A 21,320-nucleotide genomic window follows, 5' to 3' on the forward strand; every position below is an offset into this window, starting at 1 on the left:
CCAGCGGCGGATACCGCCGCGGCTCGACGTGGTGGGCTGAGTACTCATCGGCGCATCCCTCCGCGGGTTCGGCGCGGCGCGGCGGCCGCGAACTGCTCGTCGCTCGGTTCCGGCGCCGGCCGGCGGCGACTCGTCGCCCACCACTCGGCGAGCTGGCCGGCCGACTCAGCCAGCGGCGCGACCGGCGCCCCGGCCGGGCTCGTGTGGTTCTCCAACGAGCACTTGCCCGCACGGGCCGACAGGCGCCGCACCACACCGGGCCGGTAGCGGTCGTGCCAGTCGGCCACCCGCAACACCCCGCCCGCCTGGTCGAAGTAGGCGCTCGACCAGGCCTGCATCAGCCACAGCAGCTCCTCGACCACCTCCGGGTGCCAGGCCCAGCAATCCGGCAGCACCTCGGCGGCGTCCGGGTAGCGCAGGAACACCGTCTGCAGCCACGCCACGAGCTCGGCCATGAGGTGCTGGGCCTGCTCGTCGTCCTCGGGCAGCGCCAGCCAGGACGCCACCGTGCTCTGACCGGGGGCCGTGACCAACTGGCGCAACTTCTCGACCGTCTCGGCCAACTGCTGCTCGATCGCGTCCAGCCGGGCGCCCCACGCCTCGACCGGGCCGAGCCTGTTGTCGAGCTGGTCGAACCGGCGGCGCAACCCGTCGACCTCCAGCGCCACACCGCTCACGGCCTCGGCCGTCGCGTACTCGGGCGTCTCGCTCATCGCTGCACACCTCCGTCCACATCGGAGTGCACGTGCTGCGGACCGCGGGCCCGGTCGACGTCGAGGTGGACGCCGAGCTTGCGGCGGGCGTTGGCGAACTTGTCCTGGGAGGCCCATTCCTCGACACGGTCGGCGAACCGCAGCCACGCCTCGCTCCATCGCGTCAGCCGCTCGTACCGACGGGCCGCGCGAGTCTCGGCCCGGACGTCGTGGCGCTTCCACGCCATGCGCACCCGGCCGACCGCGGCCGGCATGTTCCGTCGGATCATCAGCACCCGTCCCGCAGGAAGCTGCGCGATCTGCGACTGCGTCAGCACCGGCACCCGCTGTGAGGACACCGACTTCAGCTCGCCGTCCTCGTCCCAGGTCGGGGTCTCCTCGTAGCGCTCACCGGCCAGCGCGGAATAGGCGGCGAGGTCCTCGGAATCCCGCGTGGCGCCGTAGATCATCAGCGCGGCGGAGTTGTTCAGGATCGTCGCGGCGCCGTCATCACCCCAGCGCTGCCGCAACTGACTGCGGGACTGCGCGGCGATGTGGATGGTGACGTTGCGCCCGCCCATGTCGGCCGTCCAGTTGTCCAGCGGAACCGGGCAGATCAGCGCGGCCTCGTCCAGCGCCATCGTCAACGGCGGGTCCAGCCGGCCGCCGGGCTCGAACGCCGCCAGCCGCCGGGCCTCGCGGGCGATGTGCCCGGTCAACGCGGTCACCAGCGGCGCGACCTGTGAATCCTCGGCGCCGAGCATGAACACCGTGCCGCGGCTGTCCAACAACTCCGCCACGTCGAACGAACCCTCGGCCGCAGCGGCCGACGCCGTCGCGTCGGTCAGCCACCCGAGCGCGGGCATGATCGTCGAACAGATCGACGACCGGGTGCGTTCGTTGGTCCCGAGGAACTGCAACGCGTCCTGCTCGAATGCCGGCTCGGGCGAGCGACGCAGGAACCGCTGTACCTCCGTGCCTGCGTTGTCGGGGTCGGCCACCCACGCGAGCACATCGCGCATCGAGCCCTCACCCAGCGCGGCGGCGTGCATCAGCGAGGCCAACACCCGGCGGGCCTGGGACTGCCAGAACTCCATGTCCCCACCGCCGACCGAGGTCGCAGCCCCCGACAACAGGTCCGCCGCACGCACGGTGGCCGTCTTCGGCTCCTCGCAACCCGACAGCGGGTCGAACGTCACCGACGACTCCATGCCGCCCAGCCCGGACGGGTTGAACACCCTCACCGGTCCCGTCCGGGCACGGCACGCGCCGGTCAGCTCCACCAGGTCGGTCCGCGTGCTGGTGGCGATCACCGCACCGGGCGCGTCGAGAATGCGGCCGGCCAACTCGCCGGTCTTACCCGTGCGCGGCCCGCCCAGACGCAGCGTCACGTCCTCGATCGGCGACCACACACGCAGCGGGCCCACCCGCGCCAACGGCGTCGCCAGCTCGGTGATCGGCACCGTCCAGCGGCGCCACCACGACATCTGCCGCAGGTGTGGCCGCAGCACCGCGGCCTTGCGACGCACCGCGAACCACGACGCCGTGCGCAGGATCGTCCACGGCGAGGCCACCCCGTCGTTGCGCTTCGACCGACGCGACCACCGCGACACCGTGCCGACCGTGCCCGTCCGACGACGCGCCACCAGCACGACCACCGTCACCAGCGGCAACGCCCCGGCGATCATCAGCCACGGCCAGAACTCCTGCCCCGGCGTCTCGGCCGGCATCCGCGACATCAGCCAACCCAGGCCGAACAACACCACACCGCCGGCAACCACTCGACGCGTGAACTTCGCGCGACTCTTCCTCGTACCCAGGCTCATGCCACACCCCCGGACAGCGCGGCTCGTGCGGCCCATTCGGCGACGTCGACGCAGCGGCCTGCTGCGATCACCTCGTCGACCAGGCGCTCGACCACCTGGCGCGGCACGACGTAACGTCCGCCGATCTTGACGGCCGGAAACCGGCCGCTGCGGAGATGCCGGTAGAGCGTCGACTGATCCATACGCAGCAGATCAGCGGTCTCCGCGACGTTGTAGAAGGCGAGGCGCGGCCTGTCGGCCCCTGCTCCCCCTGCCGGATTGCTTGCCTGTTCCACGGTCTCCTCCAGTCGGTTTAGGCCCCTAAACTCACCATCCGCACTTTTGGCATCAGTGGTGTTTAGGGGGGATAAACTGCACTGTAGGGCCCCATCGCGAAGCCCGTCAAGCCCCTCTAAACTCTGGGCATGGCGGACTTGGACGACTTCGACTCAGTCCGGGCAGATGACGACCCGGTGCGCAGGGCGCGGCGGGCGACCGCGCTGATGACGCACTACCAGCAGCGGGCCACCGAACTGGCCCGCCTACGCAAGGCAGCGATCGAGGAAGCGCACCGCGACAAGGACCTGAGCTACACCGAGATCGCCACAGCGCTGGGTATCTCCAAGGGCCGGATCACGCAGATCAGAGGCTCGGCCCCTGGCCCCGAGCGCGCCTTCTTCGGCGTCGGCCCGGTCACGGTCGGCGTCCCTCTCCGCCGCGGCGAAGACCACCGCATGCGCACCTACATCGATGCCTCCGACGCGCAGGCGCAAGAGCAAGCGGAAACGCTCCTCGGGAGCTTCTCGCTCGCCAGCGAACGCCTCTCGATCGAACCGGACCGGCAAGACCTTCCGGACGGCGACGCCGTCATCATCTGCGGCCCGCGCTCGGCGCCCGTGGCTCTCCTGCTGCTGGAAGAAGACACCGAACTCGGCTTCGCGAAGCCCGATGGCAAGTGGCGCATCGAGGACCACGTCACGAACGAGCACTACTACTCGCCACGTCTCGACGATCCGTCGACGCGGGCGGAATTCGGCTACTTCGCCCGCCACAAGCACGACGGGCGCGTGATCACCCACATCGCCGGCATCACCGCCGTTGGCTCCAGTGGTGTCCTGCACTACCTCACCGAGAACATCGCCCAGCTGTTCAAGGACGCTGGCGATACCTCGTTCAGCGGGATCGTTCGCTGCACGTTCGGCGAGGACGAGACGACGATCACCGGCAGTGAACTTGTGGCCGGCCCTTACGGTTGGTGACCGAATGCGTATCCACACCGCTCAGCTTCCGGACGCCGCTCGAAGCCAGGACCGGGTCTTCACGACAGACCGAGCCGTCGCCGTTCTCGACGGGGCCAGCCCGTTCGCTCCGGTCGACGTGTCCACCGGGGCATACGTCGACGCGCTCGGAAATGGCATCAGCGATCAGCTACGCGCGTCCCCTGACATCGCTGTAGCCGACGCCGTGGCTCACGCTATAGCGGCTGCCGCCGATGAACTCGGCATCGAGGGAGACGCGTCTCCCTCGAGCACCGTCACCGTGTTGCGCCACGCCGACGACAGGATCGATCTCTATGTCCTGGGCGACAGCACGATCTACTACGGCGACGACCACGCCTGCCACGAGCTCGCCGACCACCGACTCGACGAGCTCCACCTTCCGGAAAGGGCCGAATACCGTCGCCGCCTCGCTCATGGCCACGGCTACGACGACACACACCGCGAACTGCTCGCGGACCTACAACGTGAACAACGGAAGCACCGGAACATCGAAGGTGGCTACTGGATCGCGGAAGCCGATCCCAGCGCCGCTCACCATGCGTTCGAGCGCAGTGTTCCAGCCGGCGACATCACGTGGGCGGTACTCGCGACCGATGGTGCATACGAACCCTTGACCCACCTGGGCCTCGACGACTGGCGCAAGGTGTCCCGAATGGACGATGCGAGCATCGCAAGCCTGCTGCAGCGCTGCGAAACCTGGCTCAAGCAGTCCGACCCCGAGGGCGCGACGCTTCCACGCTCGAAAGTCGCCGACGACATGACGATCGCTGCCGTCGACCTCCGCTCGCTATGAACCGGGCCGGTTGAGCTTCGGCATACGTCCCGCCAGCTTTGTCGCCGCTTCCTTGTCCGCCGCTCCGACCCATGCGGCGTAATGCCGCAACGTGGTGGTGCCGTCGCCGTGGCCAAGACGCCCGGCCACGGTGCGCAGGTCCACACCGGCGGTCAGTAGTTCCGTCGCGGAGTAGTGCCGCAGTTCCTTGAGCTTCGTCGCCATTCCCAACGACTCGACGAGCTTCGCGTATCGCCGCGTGAGCGCGCTCGGGTCACGCGGGCGGCTCAGGTCCGGCTTCGCCGAGAACAGCCACGTCGTCGCCTCGAGTTCCAGGCCGAGGCTCTGCAGCTGCTCTTCGCAGCTCCCCCGGTACTGCCGGAGCAGGGTCACGGTGTCGTCGTCGATCGACACGCGCCGGGCCTGATGGGTCTTCGTGTCCTTGACGATCATGCCGTCCGGCCCGCGCACGTAGTTCTCGTCGAGTAGCACGACGCCGGCGTCGCAGTCGACATCACGCCACTGCAGCGCCACGATCTCGCCGCGACGCGCCCCGGTCACGGCTGACAACCAGACGTACGTCCCCCACCATTCGTCGGCGTTGAACGCGGCCTCGACGATGCGTGCCATGTCCGCAGAGGAAGGCGGCTGCGGCTGCGGGCGCCGCTTGGCCGGCAACTTCACGGCCGGCGCAGGGTTGTACGCGATCCATCCCCACCGCATCGCCGCCGACAGGGCACTACTGATGATGGCGTGGACCTGTCGCACGCTCGAGGCCGAATAGGGCGTGCAGACGTGGGGCTGGCACTCGACGACCGTGCAGCCCATCGCCTCGCAATCGTGCGGCGGGTAGCCGGCCGCTGGACGGCGACCCGGAGGGCGCCGGTGCTGCACCTCCCGACATTCGTGCGGCCCCTCGACACGATGCTCGATGAACGGCTTACCGCTGCACCGCGCACTGCACCGTCGCAAGTCGGCGTAGAAGCGCTCCAGTCGCTCCGAGGCGTCGCGCACCAACAGAATCAGCGGCACTTCCCCCAGCTCCGGCCGGATATAGCGCTCGATCGCCGACTCGTAGTTCATCCGCGTAGTGGCGTCGACCTCGTGCTGCGCCAGCCACCTGTCGAGCAACGCGCCGAATGTCGACTTCGTCCGCGCGACCTTCAGCTCATCCGCCTCGTTCTGCAGACGGGTCAGAACCTTCTCGGCTTCCTTGCGTGCTGCTCGCTCGGACCGTTCGTTGCCGGGCTTCTCGATCGAGACCGACTCGACGAGCACGATGCGTTCGCCAGTGGACGGGTCTTTCCCGGCGGAGACACGGACCTGAAGCGCGTTCCCGAGGCGGCGGATACTGCCACGCTTGCGGCCCTCGGCCACACCGTTCGAACTCCCCATGGACGGCACGTTAGCAACGCTCGTGGATGGGGGCGTGGATGAAGATCAACACCGCTGGCGACTCAACCGACCCCAGACAGCAAGAAACCCCCTGCGTACAGGGGGTTTCTTGTGGTGCGCGCCTGTAGGGATTCGAACCCCAAACCTTCTGATCCGTAGTCAGATGCTCTATCCGTTGAGCTACAGGCGCATCATGTTCAATTGTACCCGACGGCTGGCCGGGTCCGACGCCCGGGCGGACCCGAGTGTCAGCGGAGGCTGCGGGATTTGAACCCGCGAGGGAGGGTTACTCCCAACCGCATTAGCAGTGCGGCGCCATAGACCGGACTAGGCGAAGCCTCCCGGGTCGGTCGCGACCACTGCCGTCATAGTTTACGCATGCCCCGCACCTGGCTTCCAGCCACCCCCCTTTCGCGTGTACGACCACACCGCAGTGGCTGTGACCTGCCCGATCACGGGCTGCGTGGATCAGCTCACGGGTGAGACGCAGGCGGGCCACCGGCCCCCATCCGCTCGGCCCGCATCGCCACGGCTGCCGCGTGGCTGCAGCGAGGGCATGGTCCCGGGCCACCGCTCCGTCGGACGCCGTGAGGTCCCGGCCGTGGCCCGGCGCGCCCTCGCAGGCCGCCCGGTTGACGGGCACAACGCAGGACATACGGGTCCGAGTGCAGGACACCCGGTGCTGTGCGCGAAACACACGCGGTGACGAGGGCCGCACCCGGAGGCACAACCCACGCTCCCGAATGCGCAACACGTGCCCCGGAATGCGCAACATGGGCCCCGGAATACGCAACACGGGCCCCCGGGAGCGCAACACGGGAGCTGCAACACGCGGGTCAGGGGCGGGCGGCGTACTCCACGAAGGCGGTCAGTGCGTCCGGGTTGGCGAGGGCGTCGCGGGACACGGCGCGGTCCGGGTCGGCTCCGGACAGGATCTTCTTGACCGGCACCTCGCACTTCTTGCCGTTCAGCGTCCGGGGGACGGCGTCGACGACCACGAAACGGTCGGGCACGTGCCTCGGCGACAGCGCGGCACGCAGCTGTTTCCGCAGGTCCGGCTCCAGGTCCTCCAGCGCGACGCCCTCGGCGAGCACGAGGAAGCACACGAGCTCCCCCTCCTCGCCCGCCGCCGAGGTGTCGATCACCAGCGAGTCGAGCACGGCGTCGTAACCCTCGACGACCCGGTAGAACTCCGCGGTGCCCATCCGCACGCCGCCGCGGTTGAGCGTCGAGTCGCTGCGGCCGTAGATGATCGCCGAGCCACGCTTGGTGATCTTGATCCAGTCGCCGTGCCGCCACACGCCCGGGAAATCCTCGAAGTACGCCTCGCGCAGCCTGCTGCCGTCGGGGTCGTTCCAGAACATCACCGGCATCGACGGCATCGGCTTGGTGACGACCAGCTCGCCCACCTCGTCGACGACCGCGCGCCCACTGTCGTCGTAGGCCTGCACCGCCGCGCCGAGGCTCCGGCACGACAGCTCCCCCAGCCACACCGGCACGTCCGGGGCCGAACCGACGAACGCCGTGCACAGGTCCGTGCCACCGGACACCGAACAGATCTGCACCTCCGGCCCGATCGCATCGGCGATCCACCGGAAGCCCTCCTCCGACAGCGGCGCCCCCGTCGAGCCGATCGCCCGCAGCGACGACAGGTCCACGTCCTCGGCCGGTTTGAGGTGCGCCTTGAGGCAACTCTGCACGAACGGCGCCGACGTGCCGAACACCGTCACGCCGTGCCGGGCCGACAACCGCCACAGCGCGCCCAGATCGGGATAGCCGGGACTGCCGTCGTACAGCACGACCGTCGAGCCGACGAGCAGGCCGGAGATCAGGAAGTTCCACATCATCCAACCGGTCGTGGTGAACCAGAAGAACCGTTCGCCCGGACCCAGATCCTGCTGCAGGGCAAGGGCTTTCAGGTGCTCGACCGTGATGCCGCCGTGGCCCTGCACGATTCCCTTGGGCAGGCCGGTGGTGCCCGACGAGTACAGGATCCACAGCGGGTGGTCGAACTCGACGGCGTCGAACGCGAGCTCGGCACCCTCGTGCGCGGCCAGGAGGTCGTCCCAGCCGCGGGCCGCGGGCATCGTGCCGCCGCCCTCGTAGTCGACGAGGACCGTCGTGCCCAGGCCCGGTAGCTGCCCGACGAGTTCGTCGACCGTCGGGCGGATGTCGAACGACCGTCCGTTGTAGCGGTACCCGTTGACCGCGATCAGCACCTTCGGCTCGATCTGCGTGAACCGGTCCGCGACCGCGCGCACCCCGAAGTCGGGCGAACACGACGACCAGATCGCTCCGAGGCTGGCCGTGGCCAGGAACGCCACGAGCGTCTCCGGGCAGTTCGGCGCCAGGGCCACCACACGGTCGCCCTTGCCGACGCCCAGCTCCTTCAGGCCCGCGCGCGCCGCCGCCACCTGGCCGCGCAGCTCGCCGAACGTCAGCTGCCGCTCGAGGCCGTCCTCCCGCGCGAAGACCACCGCGACGTCGTCGTCGGCCTTCGCCGCGCCCGCGACGCCGCCGGTCAACGCGTGCTCGGCGTAGTTCAGCGTGCCGCCCGCGAACCACGTCGCGCCCGGCATCTCGAGTCCCGAGAGAACCCGGCCGGGCTCGGCGTGCCAGATCACGCCCAGGTACTCGGCCACAGCCGACCAGAAGTCGCCGAGGGACGCCGTGGAGAACTCGTGCAGCTGCGCGTAGTCCTTCGTCGTCACACCGCGCTCCTCGGCCAGCCAGCGGCGGAAGTCGGCCACGCGTGTGCGCTCGACCTGCTCCGGCGTCGGCGTCCACAGCACCTCGGGAGCGCCGCTCCCGGTCGTCGCCGTGTCCGCTGCGGTGGTCGCGGAGTCCGGTGTGTTCGTACCTGCTGCGGTGCCCGTGCTCGTGGCGTCGCTGCCCTGCGTGTTCATGCCCGCGACCTTAGGTCAGATCGGCGACCATTTCCTCCGCCATGCCACGCAATCTCGCCGCGTCCGCGGGAGTCACCGTGACCCAGTCGCCCAGTTTCCGCAGCGCATAGCGGCCCTGCTCGGTGTCGACCCAGTTGACGGTGCCCGGCGTGCGCCCATGTGTGCGCGATGTCGCACCGACGTACCCGCCCGCGCGCCTGCCCTCGACGGCGCGCAGGACCGTCGCCGCCTCCGACGAGCGCACGCCCGCCTCGCGCAGCGCGTCGAGGAACCCGCTCGCGCCCTCGTGCTCGCCGGCGCGGCAGGCACGGCGGTAGTCCGCGTACCCGACGTTCGCGGGCGCGCCCGGCCCCGCGTCGACGGTCGGCAGCGCCTCGAACATCGTCGGGATCAGTTCCGCAGGCCGCACAGGGCCGACGAGCACGTCCTCGCCCGAGGTGCCGGCCGTCGCCGCGCCACGTTCGCCGACCACGCCGTGGGAGCGGAACGAGGCGTCCGACCCGGAGGTGCTCAGGTCCACCGACACGTCCGGTTCCGCGAGTGTGCGCAGCAGATCCTCGACGTCACGGTCCGGCGATCGCACCGTGCCGAGGCCGCGCTCTGCCAGCGATTCGTCGGCCAGCGCGATCAGCTCCGCGCGATACGACTCCGTCGCCCCGACCCGTGGCACGCCCAGCACCGACGGTGGATCGCCGAGTTCCAGCGTGCGCCACAACAAGTAGAACTCGCCCGGGTGGAGCGTGATCCATCCGGAGTTCTCGTCACGCACCCGCCGTCACTCGTCCCCACGCCAACCGCGCTCACCGATCACCGGGGGTGCGACCTGCCCCACCGGCATGCCCCAGACGTCGTCCTCCTCCTGCAGGTACGACGGCGAATTGTGCTCGGGCTCCTCGTCCCGGTCGGGACGTGCGCCCGCGCCGCCCATCATGCCCATCGGCGCACCGCCCGCACCGCGGGCGGCACTCGCGGCCGACGCGGCCTGCCCGCCTGCGGATCCCGTCGAACCGCTTGCCGCGCCCACTCCGGTCTGCATTCCGGACGAGGGCGCGCCGCCGCCGACGGCGCCCGCCGCCATTCCGGACGCCGCACCCGCGGCCAGCGGCGCGGCGACGACTCCGGGCACGAAACCGCCCGTACCGCCCGGTGGCTGCGGGCCGACGCGGTGTGACGGGTCGGTGCCGCCGTCCTCCGGCGGAGGCGGCGGCTCACCGGGTGTGCGCGGATCGTCCTTGATGATGTCCTCGCCCGGCATCACGAACTGCGGCACGCCGCGGAACACGTTCCCGGATTCGAGCTGGTACGTCCGCATGACCTGTGCCGCCTGGCGGTGCAGTTCCTCGCGGCGTTCGACGTCGGCGACGGGGTCCAGGGGCAACGCGGCGCCACCGGCGAATCCGCCGCCGCCACCTCCCGTGTCGGCGGCTCCACCCATGGAGCCCGTGCCACCGGCGCCGCCCGGTCCGGCGGAACCACCGGAGCCGCCACCACGGCCCAGCGCCCATCCGCCGTCGCCCGGCGGCCCGCCGTCTGCTGATCCGGCACCGCCGTCGCCCAGCACGTCGATCTCCCCGGGCAGCCCACCGCCACGACCCCCGCGATCGGCGTCCGACTCGGGTTCGCCGAGCGCGACGACGTCGTCACCGCCGTGGGGCTCGAGTTCGCGGATCGGCGCGGGCAGCATCGGCGGCGGGAACCACGGCCACGGGTGTGAGAACTGCGGGGGCTCGGGCATGTTGTTCTTCGCCCACTGCGCGAGGTGCGACTGCGCCTGGATCGCGGTGCCGACGCCGTGACTGTCCCGGGCCGTCCGGTCGGTCCACGTCGACAGCTGCTCGACACGCTGCCGGGCCTGGTCGACCCCGCCACCCTGCCAGCCTTCCGACGCCTCTCGCAGCGCCGCGCGCAGGCTGTCGCCGATGTCCTGCAGCTGCGCCCCGAGGTCGGCCCACTTGTGCGCCACGCGTTCCGCCGCTTCGGCGTCCACGCCCATCGTCGCCATGTGGTACAGCTCGGCGTGCGGAAGGGCCTGCCAATCGAACTCCGACTCCAGGGCGTCCTTGCCGGGCTGCGGACCCTCCGGTTCCCGCGGCGGCCACGGGAAGGGAAGACAGTTCGCGATCACTCGGACCTCCCGATGCGCTGCAGGTCTCGCCCTGCGTCCTCGTCGGCCGTAGTGATCATCCCGGCCGCGGCGCGCACGATGCCTTCGAGCTTCTCCAGCTGCGCGGCGTAGGCCTTGAGCACGGGCAGCGCGGCGTTCGTTTCCCCGTCCGCAGCGCCCTGCAACCGCTGGGCCAGCGTTTCGCCGACGAAGTTGTCACCGAAGCGCAGGGGCGCGGCGATGTTCTCGCCCGCGTCGGCGATGAGCCGGTGAACGTGCCCCTGCAGCTGCATGAGCTGTGCGAGCAGGGCGTGGGCCGCACCCTCGTCGAGCCGCAGCTCGCCGCCCTCGACCTGCTCGCGGACCTGGTTCAGTTCCTCGGCCACCGGGGCGAGCCTGTCCGCCGCGCCCGAGGCGAAGTCGAGGGCGGGCGCCGCCGGTGCCGCTCCGAACGGCCCCACACCCGCGGACGCCCCGGAGTCGGCCGACTGCCACGCCGCGCCGTCGTCGCGCGTCGTGCTGGGTTCCGTCACGATCACACCCCCAGGGTTGTCGATGTCGGCAACTGTAACTGCGACGCACGCGCGAGCCGACCGGTTCACACGATTTCGAATCCGTCGACCCGCAGCACACGGGCCGCGTTAAGTTGAGGTGACACCGCGCGGAAGGACGCGTGGAAGCGGTCTGCGGACGGATCCCGCGGGCCGCGGCACACGATCAGATCGAGAGCAGGGAGCCGTCACCGTGTCCAGCGCATCCCAGTCCCCGGCGAACCCCCCGGAGCAGCCGCTCCGCACCAGGGCGGACCTGGAGAGCCTGCCCGCCTACGTCGCGGGACGGACCGTGCAGGGGGCGGTGAAGCTGGCGAGCAACGAGACGCCCTACGGCCCGCTGCCCAGCGTCGCGCGCGCCATCGCCGAGGCCGCCGCCGAGGTCAACCGCTACCCGGACATGGTGTCGACGGCGCTGACCGAGCGGATCTCCCGCGAACTCGACGTGCCCACCGAGCGGATCACCGTCGGGTGCGGCTCCGTGGCGCTGTGTCAGCAGCTCGTGCAGGCGATGTGCGCGCCCGGCGAGGAGGTCGTGTACGCGTGGCGCTCGTTCGAGGCGTATCCGATCGCCACGCAGATCGCCAACGCCTCGGCCGTCCCGGTGCCGCTCGACGACACGCACACCCACGACCTCGACGCCTTGCTCGCCGCCATCACACCCGCCACGCGCCTGTTGTTCGTGTGCAACCCGAACAACCCGACGGGCACGGTCGTGCGCCGGGAGGCGCTCACCCGTTTCCTCGACGCCGTGCCGCCGCACGTGCTGGTGGTGCTGGACGAGGCGTACCGCGAGTTCGTGACCGACGACGACGTGCCGGACGGCGTCGAGCTGGGCCGCACCTACCCGAACGTGCTCGTGCTGCGGACGTTCTCGAAGGCCTACGGGCTCGCGGGGCTGCGGGTCGGCTACGGCATCGGACCCGCGGAGGTGATCACGGCGCTGCGCAAGGTCTACGTGCCGTTCAGCACCAACGCGCTCGCCCAGCGGGCGGCGATCGCCTCGCTCGACGCGGCGGGCGAGCTGCTCGAGCGGTGCCGGGGCATCGTCGCCGAGCGGACCCGGGTGGTCGACGCGCTGCGTGAGGCCGGGTTCGAGGTTCCGGAGACGCAGGCCAACTTCGTGTGGCTGCCGCTGCGCGAGCGGACCGGGGAGTTCACCGAGCACGCCCTGGAGCACAAGGTCGTCGTCCGAGGCTACGCACCGGACGGGGTGCGCGTGACGATCGGCGAGCCGGAGGAGAACGACATGCTGCTGGCCGCCGCCCGCGCGTTCCCGCTGGGCTAACGCGCCCCGGCGCCAGGGGCGGGCGACACCGCGGACAGCAGGGACAACAGCGCGCGGTTGGCGCCGACGTCGACGCCGTGGCGGTCGCCCAGGCGGACGACGGTGCCCGTGAGGCCGTCGTACTCGAGCGGTCTGCCCGCCTCGCGGTCCTGCAGCATCGAGGTCGTACTGCCGGGCGCAAGCGCTTGCAGCCAGGTGAGCACGTCGCGGGCGTCGGCGTCGTCGAGGCTCGCGCCCTCGGCGTTCGCGACGGCCACCGCCTCGGTCAGCACGCGCATCGCCAACTCCGCGACCTGCGGTTCCGCGAGCACCTCGACCCGCCGGCCGGTCAACGCCGTGATCGGGTTCGCCGAGACGTTGGTGAGCATCTTCCGCCAGGCCGCCGTCGTGAAGTCCGCCGACCGTTCGACCGCCAGCCCCGCCCCGGCCAGCAGCTCCGTCACCCGCGCCGCCTCCTCACCGCCGGGGACGACGAGGTCGCAGTCGGTGCGGCGGGTGCGCACCACGCCCGGCGCGGTGCGTTCGGCGTTGATGTAGACCAGCGCGGGCACAACGGCTCCCCGAGGACCTGCACCGCTCGGGTCGGTGCCGCTCCGATCGGTGCCGACGAGGGGGCCGACCCGTTCGGCCTGGTCCACGCCGTTCTGGGCGACGAGGACGTCCCCGCCCTCCGACGTCGACGCCGCCAGCCAGTCGGCGGCACCCGCGGTGTCGTGGATCTTCGTGGCGAGGATCGTCAGCGCCGCGGGCCCGACGTCGCCGGGCTCGGCGGCCCAGCGCACGGGATGCGTCGTCGCGGCCTCGCCGTCGGTGACCTCGATGCTCGACAGCGGGCGCCTGCCGCAGGCCACGACCTCGTGCCCGGCGCTTGCCAACGCCCCGGCGAGAGCCGTTCCGACGGCTCCCATGCCGACGACCGCGATCCTCACACCGGTGCCGCCCCGGCTCACAGCTGCTGCACCACCAGTTGCACGGCCGCCGCCGCGCCCACCACGACGATGACGGCGCGCAACACCCGCGGCGGCAGCTTCCTGCCGATCTTCGCGCCGAGCTGACCACCGATGACCGATCCGACGGCCAGCAGAGCCACGACCGGCCAGCTGATCGGTGCGACGAACGCGTAGATCGTGCCCGCAACGATGTTGACGGCCGCGGACAGCACGTTCTTGATGCCGTTCAGCGTCTGCAGCGGCAGGGTCATGAGGATGCCCATGACCGCCATCAGCATCACGCCCTGCGCCGCCGTGAAATACCCGCCGTAGATGCCGATCAGGAAGATCGCCGCCACGAGCCCGACCGCGCCCTTCGCCGACATCGACCCCCCGTCGGCGCCGTCGACCCCCGCGCGCTGCCGCCTGCGCGTCACCCACGCCGACACCTTCGGCTGCACGAGCACCAGCACCAGCGCCAGCACGATCAGCACGGGAACGATCGTCTCGAAGGCGTCAGGGGGCAACGACAGCAGCAGGATCGTCCCGACCACCGCGCCGATCACCGATGCGGGCAGGAACGACAGCAGCACGCGCCCGTGGCCGCGCAACTCGTGGCGGTAACCGATCGCACCGCTGACGCTGCCGGGAGCGAGACCGATCGCGTTGGACGTCGTGGCCGTCACCGGCGGATAGCCGAGGGCTACGAGCACCGGGAACGTCACCAGGGTCCCCGAGCCGACGACCGTGTTGATCATCCCGGCCCATACGCCGGCTATCGCGATGAGAACGGCATGCCACCAGATCACCCGGCGACGATAGGCCGCCCCTCCCTGCCGCCGTCGCCCGCGGGGAGGCAGGCGTGGCACCGCTCACCGCCGGGACGTTTCCCTGCCGTGATCACGGGTAACCGTGCCGCGGGCCGCAGCCGGAAGGACGCACCCTGCGGACGGAGCCACAAGGAGGTACAAGTGGGTGACAGAAGGTCACGGCCACCGGTCATCATCGAGGAAAGACATCAACGGCCCGAACAAGGCCCGTCCCCACTGAGGTGAAAGTGACAGAGACAGAGTCGACAGGGCGCGCGCAGCCGGCCGGCGGCGAACAACACGCCCTCGCCGCCGAGAACGACATCGAGGTACGCCTCGGTGCCAACCTGACGCACCTGCCCCTCGTCCGGTCGATCGCGGCCAACCTCGCCGTCCGCGCCGACTTCGACATCGACGCCATCTCCGACCTGCGGCTCGCCGTCGACGAGGCTTGCTCCACGTTGATCACGAGCGCCGAGAGCGGCTCCGCGATGAGCTGCCGCTTCACGATCGAATCCGACGAACTCCACTTCCACGGCACGGTGCCCTCCTCCGATCAGGAGCCGCCCAGCACGGCCTCGTTCGGGTGGAAAGTCCTGACCACGCTCGCCGATTCGGCGACGACGTGGCTCGAACCCGCAGGCGACTTCTCACCCGACGGCGTGGTACCCGGCGGCGCGCCCGACGGGATCCACGGCCGGGTGCACGTCGAACTGACCAAACGAAAGCCGACGCTTACGTGACCGAATCCACCAAACGCGGATCGCGCGGTTCCTCCGAAGACTACGAGCACCTGATCCCGCTGTTCGACGAGCTGGTGACGCTGCAGGAAGGCAACTCCCGGCGCGCCGAGCTGCGGGAGGAGCTCGTCCGCGGCCACCTGCCGCTGGCCGAGCACATCGCTCAGCGGTTCTCCGGACGCGGCGTGGCCAAGGAAGACCTCGTGCAGGTGGCGCGCGTCGGCCTGATCAACGCGGTCGACCGGTTCGACCCCCGGCGCGGGTCCGACTTCCTGTCGTTCGCCGTGCCGACCGTCATGGGCGAGGTGCGCCGCCACTTCCGCGACACCGGCTGGGTCATCCGGGTGCCGCGGCGGCTCAAGGAACTGCACCTGTCGATCAACAGCGCCAGCACCCAGCTGTCCCAGCAGCTCGGCAGGGCGCCCACCCCCAGCGAGATCGCCGAACACCTCGGCATCTCGCAGGACGCCGTGTTCGAAGGACTGGACGCGGGCAACGCCTACCACTCGATGTCGCTCGACGAGGTGCTCTCCGGCGAGGTCGAGAACCTGGCGCTCGGCGACACCCTCGGTGAGGACGACGCGGCGCTGGAAGGCGTCGAGAACCACGAGACCCTGCAGCCCCTGGTGAGGCAGCTGCCCGAACGGGAACGCAAGATCCTCGCCCTCCGCTTCGTCCACAACCTCACCCAGACGCAGATCGCCGAGCAGGTCGGCATCTCCCAGATGCACGTCTCCCGACTGCTGGCCCGCACGCTCGCCAAGCTTCGCCAGGGCCTCGCCGACGAGGCCTGACCGGACGCCCGACCACCGCGGCGAGCACCGCCGCCCCGCGGCGCACTCGAGCCGCGCTGTTCCGGCCTCCCGGCAGCGTTGCCTGCTTCCGCCGGCAGCGATCCTCTCCCTCCGCCCGCCGGCGCTGTTTTCCCTCCACCCGGCAGCGCTCTTTTCCCTCCACCCGCCCGTGCTCTTTTTCCCTCCACCCGCCCGTGCTCTTTTTCCCTCCCCCCGCCCGTGCTGTTCTCCCTCCACCCGGCAGGGCTCTTTTTCCCTCCGCCCGCCCGTGCGCCTTACCATCGGCCCCGTGCCCCGACCCCGGCTCCCGCAGCGGCTCCGCCCCGTACTCCGCACCAGCCTCGGCCTCGCCGCGCTCGGCTTCTGCTCGAGCTTCTTCGGTGCTGGCGTGGTGTTCCTCGTGCTGCTGCTCCAGGGCGTGCCGGAGGGGGCGCAGGGCACCGAGTGGATCATCGCGATCGTCGCGGCCGGGTACGTGCTGCTGTCGGTGCTGATCGGCACCACGTGGGCCGTGTTCCTGCAGCGCCGCACGGTCGTGTGGTTCGTGCTCGGCCGCACGCCCACACGCGACGAGGCGCGCCGCGCGTTGCGGCTGCCGCTGCACCTGGCGAAGGTGAGCGGGACGCTGTGGCTGGGCGGGATCGTGGTGCTGGGCACCCTGACCGCGGTGTTCGGCACGTGGTTCGACGCGATGGGCGTCTCGCTGGCCATCGCGCTGGGCGGTATCGCCACCGTCGGGCTCAACTACCTCGCGACCGAATGGGTCGCGCGGCCGCTCCTGGCGACGGCGCTGCGCTCCGTGCCGCCCGGCGAGTCGCTCGCGACGACGGTGCTCGCCCGGCTGGTCGTGACGTGGCTGCTCGCCAGCGGTGCACCCATGATCGGCGTGCTGATCCTGGTGCTGCCGCCGGACCTGGGCGGCGACCCGCGCTACAGCCTCATGACGCTGTCGATCCTCGGCCTGCTGCTCGGCGCCGCCGCCACGTTCCTGCTGGCCCGCTCCGTCGCGGCGCCGCTGCACCGGCTGCGCGACGTGCTCGGCGAGATCGCCCGCGGCCGCCGCGACGTGGCCGTCGGCGTGGACGACGCCAGCGAGATCGGCATGCTCCAGGCGTCGGTCAACGACCTGACCTCGGGCCTGCGGGAACAGGAACGCATGCGGGACCTGTTCGGCAGGCACGTCGGCGACGAGGTGGCCCGGCACGCCCTGGAACACGGGGCGTCGATGTCCGGCGACGTGCGCGTGGTGACCGCGCTGTTCGTCGACGTCGTCGACTCGACCAGCCTCGCCGCCGAACTCGCCCCCGACGAGGTGGCGCGCAAGCTGAACGGCCTGTTCTCCTCGGTCGTCGACGCGGTCAGCACCCACGGCGGCCTGGTCAACAAGTTCCAGGGCGACGCGGCGATGTGCATCTTCGGCGCGCCCACTCGCCACGCCGACCCGGCGACGTCGGCGCTGGCCACGGCACGGGCGATCCGCGACGCCGTGTCCGCGTCCGGGGAACTCGACCTGGGCATCGGCGTCGCGACCGGTCCCGCCTTCGCGGGACAGCTCGGCACCTCGACCCGATTCGAGTACACCGTGATCGGCGACGCCGTGAACGAAGCGGCCCGCCTCACCGAGCACGCCAAGCACGCCGACGGCCGCATCCTCGCCAGCCGCGCCGCACTCGACGCCGCGTGCGACGCCGAACGCGACCGGTGGCATCCGCACGAGACGTACCAGCTGCGCGGCCGGGCCGAACCGACGGAGACGTGGTCCACCCCGCCCGCCACACCGGCGTCGCCGACCGATCCGCCCGCCCGGCAGGCCGCAGCAGCACAGAACGCGGCCGCGGGGGCCGGTGCGCAGGCGGAGCCGGATTCGGACCCGGCTACGGAGCGGGCTGCGGCACGGACAACGGACACCGCGCCGGCCGAGCACGGCTAAGGCTGTTCCCTGCCGGGGCGTGCCGGAGCGTTGCGGGCACCCGTTGCCGGGTCGGTGTGCAGCTCGACCTGCCTGGTGAGGGGCACTTGGCGACCATGCGTGGGGTCGGCCGCGAGTTGTTTCGTTGGTCGAGTTTTCGGTAGGTGTGGCCGGAGCCGTTTCACTCTATTGTGCAATGGCATGTTCGACCATGAGTTCGATAGTGTGGGTGTTGTGGATGACATGGGGGACGGCGTGGAAGCCAAGGTCGAGCGATTGCGCGATCTGCGGGTTCGGCGGGCGCGGCTCGATGCCGAGGAGTTGGCGCTGTTGGCCGATATCGCGGCGGACGTAGGTGATGACCGTGGTGTGGCGGAGGAGTTGACGCCGGTGCTGCGGGTCTCGACCCGTGAGGTGGAGCGGCGTATCGACGACGGCCGGTCGGTGGCGGGGCGGATGCCGCGGTTGCTGGCCGCGATGCGCGTCGGCGAAGTCGAGACGTATGGCGCGCGGCGGGTGTTGGCGGTGGTCGACCCGCTCGAGGACGACGCGGCCCGAACTGTGGACGCGTTGCTGGCGGAGCGGCTGGCCGATGCGCCGGCGACGGCGTGGCAGCCGGGGAATCTGGCACAGCGGACACGCCGGCTGGTGGAGAAGGTCGACCCCGGCGGGCAGACCGCACGCGCGCGGCGGGCCCGCGCGGAGCGGAAGCTCGAACTCACCCCCGGCGAGCACGCGATGTCCTCACTCGAAGCGCAGCTGCCCGCCGAGGTCGCGGCCGCGTGCTATTCGCGGGTGGATGGGATGGCCCGGTCGCTGCGCCACCGCGGCGACCAGCGCACCCTCGACCAGTTGCGGGCGGATGTGACCGCCGACCTGCTCCTCGGACGTGATCCGGGTGTGACGCCGTCGGAGGCGGCGGCCACGGTCTACCTGCACATGCCGGCCGATGCGGCCCTGTCGATCTCCGACGACGGGTGCGAGCTCGACGGCTACGGGCCCGTTCCGGCCGCGATCGCGCGGGAGATCATGACCAACCCGCGCAGTATCTGGCGGGCCGTGTTGTGTGATCCGGGCACCGGCGAACCCCTGGACCTGGGACGCACCCGGCGACGACCCAGCGCGACAATCCGCGAACTCGTACGGGTACGCGACCGGGAATGCATCATGCCCTGGTGCCACCGGCCCGCTCGGCACTGCGACCACGACCACGAACAAGCCTGGACCGCCGACGGCGGTGGCGGCTCGACCTCAGTGGCCAACGGCGGCCCACGCTGCCGACGACACCACCAACTCAAAGACGACCCCCGTTGGAACACCCACTACGACCCCGTCCACGGCACCACCCGAGTAACAACCCCACACGGGACGACCTACACCGCACACCGCCACCCCGTCCTCACCCCGAAGTCAGGACGACACCGCCCCACCCCCACACGCCCCACCCCGGCCCGCGACACCCAGGCACGCCACGCACCGCGGCGTGACGCCCCGACACGCGACACCCAGACGCACCGCCAACCCGCCGGAGCCGAACCAACGCGAGACGCCACCGGAAAGGGACACCGGAACGACGACGGACCACCGTTCTAGCTAGACGAGGCCCAGTTCGCGGGCGCGGACGCCCGCCTGGAAGCGCGACTCGGCGCCGAGCGCCGCCATGAGCTCGCCGACGCGGCGACGGTAGGTGCGCACGCTCAGCCCGAGCTTCCGCGCCGCGGCTTCGTCCTTCGCTCCCTGCCCGAGCAGGTCCAGCACCGCCGGCGCGAGGCGGCGGATCTCGGCGACCTGCGCGTCGTAGACGTCGAGGTCGACGGCCGAGCGCCACACCGTGTCGAACAGCGACACGACGCCCTGCACGGTCTCGGGCTGGGTGATGACGCTGTAGCTGCGCGGCCCCTCGTGGCGTTCACCTGCGAGGATCGCGACCTTACGGTCCACGACGATCGTCTCGCTGAGTTCGTCGGTGGTGATGCGGACCTGGGCGCCGTGCCGGTCCCGGCGGCGCGCGAGTTCCTGCGCCGACACCGCGTCGAGCAGCAGGCCGGACCGGTAGATCTTGCGGACCCGTGCCGCTCCGGCCCGTTGCAGCGCGGCCTCCTCGAGTTCGGCGGCCCTCCTTTCGGCCACCCAGAGCGCGAGGTCGTTGGCGACACAGGCCACGTCGGTGGCGGACATGAACAGATGACCGACGCGGCGGAACAGTTCCTCCTCGCCGCGCACGATCGTGACCGGGTCGCCCGTCCGCACATCACCCATCGCCATGGTCCCGATTGTGCTCGGATTCGGGCCGGTCCGCGCGGGTTGCGGGTTGGCAGGTTGCGGGTTGGCAGGTTGCGGGTTGGCAGGTTGTTGCCATCCGCGGACGCGCCGGGCGACCGCGCCGCACGGTGGGGACATGGCTATCGCAGACATGGACACCAATCCGACAACCGCCGACACCGCGGGCACCTGGCGCCTCGGCGACCGCACCGTGAACCGGCTCGGCTTCGGCGCGATGCGCCTGACCGGCATGCCGTGGGACCCGAAGCCGCGCGACCGCGACACCGCGATCGCCGTGCTGCGCAGGGCCGTCGAGCTCGGCGTGAACCACATCGACACGGCGGCCTTCTACTTCGTGCCCACTCGCTCGGCCAACGAACTGATCAGCACCGCACTGCAGCCGTACCCGGACGAGCTCGTCATCACCACGAAGGTCGGCCCGGCCCGGGACCGTGAAGGCGGATTCGAGCACGCTCGGCCCGAGCAACTGCGCTCCCAGGTCGAGGAGAACCTCCGCCAGCTCGGCCGCGACCACATGGACGTCGTCAACCTGCGGTGGGGCACCGGGCACGGCAAGGAGGACGGGTCCGTCGCCGACCACGTGAGCGCGCTGGCCGAGCTGCGCGAGGCCGGGCTCCTCCGGCACATCGGTATCTCGAACGTGACCTCGGAGCAGCTCGACGAGGCGAGGGAGGTCGCCCCGATCGTCTGCGTGCAGAACCGCTACGGCCTCACCGAGCGGGCCGACGACGACATCGTGGACCGGTGCGGCGAGCTCGGCATCGCGTTCGTGCCGTTCTTCTCCGTCGCGGGTGCGGGACCCGGCGAGGACACCGACGCCGAGCACGGGCGGGCGGAGATCGAGACGGTCGCGCAGGCGCACGGGGCGAGCCCCGCCCAGGTGCGGCTCGCCTGGAGCCTCCACCGCGGCGACCACGTCCTGGCCATCCCGGGCACGGGCGACCCGGCGCACCTGGAGCAGAACATCGCGGCGGGAGCGCTCCGACTGACCGACGACGAGCAGGCCCTCCTCGACACCATCGGCAAGGCCACGTCGTAGTCGAGTGCCGGCGGGCCTGCCTGA

The 21,320-nt window shown here is 70.9% G+C and carries 19 protein-coding genes and 2 tRNA genes; 8 read left to right on the forward strand and 13 right to left on the reverse strand.

Translation table 11 applies throughout. The features are described from left to right. Window positions 1–44 precede the first annotated feature (44 nt). From FHS23_RS02030 to FHS23_RS02040, 3 genes are read right to left on the reverse strand one after another with little or no spacing between them, the layout of a single operon-like run. Complete coding sequence (locus tag FHS23_RS02030) at window positions 45–713, reverse strand: hypothetical protein (RefSeq protein ID WP_183646819.1); 669 nt, start codon at window positions 711–713, stop codon at window positions 45–47. Next, on the reverse strand, window positions 710–2,518 hold the full coding sequence (locus FHS23_RS02035; RefSeq protein ID WP_183646822.1) for a type IV secretory system conjugative DNA transfer family protein: 1,809 nt from the start codon (window positions 2,516–2,518) through the stop codon (window positions 710–712). The genes FHS23_RS02030 and FHS23_RS02035 overlap by 4 nt, the downstream gene beginning before the upstream one ends. After that, entirely contained in the window at window positions 2,515–2,793 is a 279-nt protein-coding gene (locus FHS23_RS02040; protein WP_343053581.1) for a helix-turn-helix domain-containing protein, read from the reverse strand. Before FHS23_RS02040 ends, FHS23_RS02035 begins: the two co-directional genes overlap by 4 nt. 129 nt (window positions 2,794–2,922) lie before the next feature. Here FHS23_RS02040 and FHS23_RS02045 point away from each other — a divergent pair, with 129 nt between their 5' ends. Beyond that, window positions 2,923–3,756, forward strand: coding sequence for a hypothetical protein (locus tag FHS23_RS02045; RefSeq protein WP_183646825.1), 834 nt, complete (start codon window positions 2,923–2,925; stop codon window positions 3,754–3,756). A gap of 4 nt (window positions 3,757–3,760) precedes the next feature. After that, window positions 3,761–4,570, forward strand: coding sequence for a protein phosphatase 2C domain-containing protein (locus FHS23_RS02050; RefSeq protein ID WP_183646828.1), 810 nt, complete (start codon window positions 3,761–3,763; stop codon window positions 4,568–4,570). Here FHS23_RS02050 and FHS23_RS02055 read toward each other — a convergent pair. The 7 genes from FHS23_RS02055 to FHS23_RS02085 form a co-directional block, all read right to left on the reverse strand. Further along, the gene (locus FHS23_RS02055) at window positions 4,565–5,944 is read right to left on the reverse strand and encodes a site-specific integrase (protein ID WP_183646831.1); all 1,380 of its coding nucleotides are present in this window, start codon (window positions 5,942–5,944) and stop codon (window positions 4,565–4,567) included. The genes FHS23_RS02050 and FHS23_RS02055 overlap by 6 nt on opposite strands. Window positions 5,945–6,061: 117 nt before the next feature. After that, window positions 6,062–6,134 (reverse strand) — tRNA-Arg (locus FHS23_RS02060). Window positions 6,135–6,196: 62 nt separating this feature from the next. Continuing rightward, a tRNA-Ser gene (locus tag FHS23_RS02065) sits at window positions 6,197–6,286 on the reverse strand. Between the two features lie 494 nt (window positions 6,287–6,780). Continuing rightward, window positions 6,781–8,850: an acetoacetate--CoA ligase gene (locus FHS23_RS02070; RefSeq protein ID WP_183646835.1), complete on the reverse strand. Its 2,070-nt coding sequence runs from the start codon at window positions 8,848–8,850 to the stop codon at window positions 6,781–6,783. Window positions 8,851–8,860: 10 nt separating this feature from the next. Next, entirely contained in the window at window positions 8,861–9,619 is a 759-nt protein-coding gene (locus FHS23_RS02075) for an ESX secretion-associated protein EspG (protein ID WP_183646838.1), read from the reverse strand. A 6-nt stretch (window positions 9,620–9,625) separates the two neighbouring features. Beyond that, window positions 9,626–10,975 (reverse strand): WXG100 family type VII secretion target, encoded by a 1,350-nt coding sequence (locus FHS23_RS02080; RefSeq protein WP_183646841.1) that lies wholly within the window; start codon window positions 10,973–10,975, stop codon window positions 9,626–9,628. Further along, window positions 10,972–11,487 carry a hypothetical protein gene (locus FHS23_RS02085; RefSeq protein WP_183646844.1) on the reverse strand — a complete coding sequence of 172 codons (516 nt, stop codon included), beginning with the start codon at window positions 11,485–11,487 and terminating at the stop codon, window positions 10,972–10,974. The genes FHS23_RS02080 and FHS23_RS02085 overlap by 4 nt, the downstream gene beginning before the upstream one ends. 211 nt (window positions 11,488–11,698) lie before the next feature. On the opposite strand from FHS23_RS02085, the gene hisC reads away from it, so the two are divergent. Then, the gene (gene hisC / locus FHS23_RS02090; RefSeq protein ID WP_183646848.1) at window positions 11,699–12,793 is read left to right on the forward strand and encodes a histidinol-phosphate transaminase; all 1,095 of its coding nucleotides are present in this window, start codon (window positions 11,699–11,701) and stop codon (window positions 12,791–12,793) included. Here the strand turns inward: hisC and FHS23_RS02095 are convergent. Together FHS23_RS02095 and FHS23_RS02100 are read right to left on the reverse strand one after the other, a co-directional pair. Next, on the reverse strand, window positions 12,790–13,743 hold the full coding sequence (locus FHS23_RS02095) for a ketopantoate reductase family protein (protein ID WP_343053583.1): 954 nt from the start codon (window positions 13,741–13,743) through the stop codon (window positions 12,790–12,792). The two genes, hisC and FHS23_RS02095, sit on opposite strands and share 4 nt — an antisense overlap. Further along, the gene (locus FHS23_RS02100) at window positions 13,740–14,531 is read right to left on the reverse strand and encodes a TSUP family transporter (protein ID WP_183646854.1); all 792 of its coding nucleotides are present in this window, start codon (window positions 14,529–14,531) and stop codon (window positions 13,740–13,742) included. Before FHS23_RS02100 ends, FHS23_RS02095 begins: the two co-directional genes overlap by 4 nt. Window positions 14,532–14,779: 248 nt before the next feature. On the opposite strand from FHS23_RS02100, the gene FHS23_RS02105 reads away from it, so the two are divergent. The 4 genes from FHS23_RS02105 (at window position 14,780) to FHS23_RS02120 (ending at window position 19,567) form a co-directional block, all read left to right on the forward strand. Beyond that, window positions 14,780–15,274 carry an ATP-binding protein gene (locus FHS23_RS02105; protein WP_183646857.1) on the forward strand — a complete coding sequence of 165 codons (495 nt, stop codon included), beginning with the start codon at window positions 14,780–14,782 and terminating at the stop codon, window positions 15,272–15,274. Continuing rightward, a complete protein-coding gene (locus FHS23_RS02110) occupies window positions 15,271–16,065 on the forward strand; it encodes a SigB/SigF/SigG family RNA polymerase sigma factor (RefSeq protein WP_183646860.1) in 795 nt (264 codons plus the stop codon). Before FHS23_RS02105 ends, FHS23_RS02110 begins: the two co-directional genes overlap by 4 nt. A 289-nt stretch (window positions 16,066–16,354) precedes the next feature. Then, the gene (locus tag FHS23_RS02115) at window positions 16,355–17,995 is read left to right on the forward strand and encodes an adenylate/guanylate cyclase domain-containing protein (RefSeq protein ID WP_183646864.1); all 1,641 of its coding nucleotides are present in this window, start codon (window positions 16,355–16,357) and stop codon (window positions 17,993–17,995) included. A 222-nt stretch (window positions 17,996–18,217) separates the two neighbouring features. Then, window positions 18,218–19,567, forward strand: coding sequence for a DUF222 domain-containing protein (locus FHS23_RS02120; protein ID WP_246381512.1), 1,350 nt, complete (start codon window positions 18,218–18,220; stop codon window positions 19,565–19,567). Here FHS23_RS02120 and FHS23_RS02125 read toward each other — a convergent pair whose 3' ends face one another. After that, window positions 19,568–20,239 (reverse strand): DNA-binding response regulator, encoded by a 672-nt coding sequence (locus tag FHS23_RS02125; RefSeq protein ID WP_246381270.1) that lies wholly within the window; start codon window positions 20,237–20,239, stop codon window positions 19,568–19,570. It abuts the gene before it with no gap. 133 nt (window positions 20,240–20,372) lie between these two features. Between FHS23_RS02125 and FHS23_RS02130 the strand changes: the two genes are divergently transcribed. After that, entirely contained in the window at window positions 20,373–21,296 is a 924-nt protein-coding gene (locus FHS23_RS02130; RefSeq protein ID WP_246381272.1) for an oxidoreductase, read from the forward strand. Window positions 21,297–21,320: the final 24 nt, after the last annotated feature.

This window comes from Prauserella isguenensis, from assembly GCF_014191605.1.
Classification (GTDB): Bacteria; Actinomycetota; Actinomycetes; order Mycobacteriales; family Pseudonocardiaceae; genus Prauserella; species Prauserella isguenensis.

What these genes read in the sequence shown, in the direction of transcription:
- FHS23_RS02030 (WP_183646819.1), bottom strand. Translation starts at nt 713, where the DNA reads ATGAGCGAGACGCCCGAGTACGCGACGGCCGAGGCCGTGAGCGGTGTG.
- FHS23_RS02035 (WP_183646822.1), bottom strand. Translation starts at nt 2,518, where the DNA reads ATGAGCCTGGGTACGAGGAAGAGTCGCGCGAAGTTCACGCGTCGAGTG.
- FHS23_RS02045 (WP_183646825.1), top strand. Translation starts at nt 2,923, where the DNA reads ATGGCGGACTTGGACGACTTCGACTCAGTCCGGGCAGATGACGACCCG.
- FHS23_RS02050 (WP_183646828.1), top strand. Translation starts at nt 3,761, where the DNA reads ATGCGTATCCACACCGCTCAGCTTCCGGACGCCGCTCGAAGCCAGGAC.
- FHS23_RS02055 (WP_183646831.1), bottom strand. Translation starts at nt 5,944, where the DNA reads ATGGGGAGTTCGAACGGTGTGGCCGAGGGCCGCAAGCGTGGCAGTATC.
- FHS23_RS02070 (WP_183646835.1), bottom strand. Translation starts at nt 8,850, where the DNA reads ATGAACACGCAGGGCAGCGACGCCACGAGCACGGGCACCGCAGCAGGT.
- FHS23_RS02120 (WP_246381512.1), top strand. Translation starts at nt 18,218, where the DNA reads ATGGGGGACGGCGTGGAAGCCAAGGTCGAGCGATTGCGCGATCTGCGG.
- FHS23_RS02125 (WP_246381270.1), bottom strand. Translation starts at nt 20,239, where the DNA reads ATGGCGATGGGTGATGTGCGGACGGGCGACCCGGTCACGATCGTGCGC.
- FHS23_RS02130 (WP_246381272.1), top strand. Translation starts at nt 20,373, where the DNA reads ATGGCTATCGCAGACATGGACACCAATCCGACAACCGCCGACACCGCG.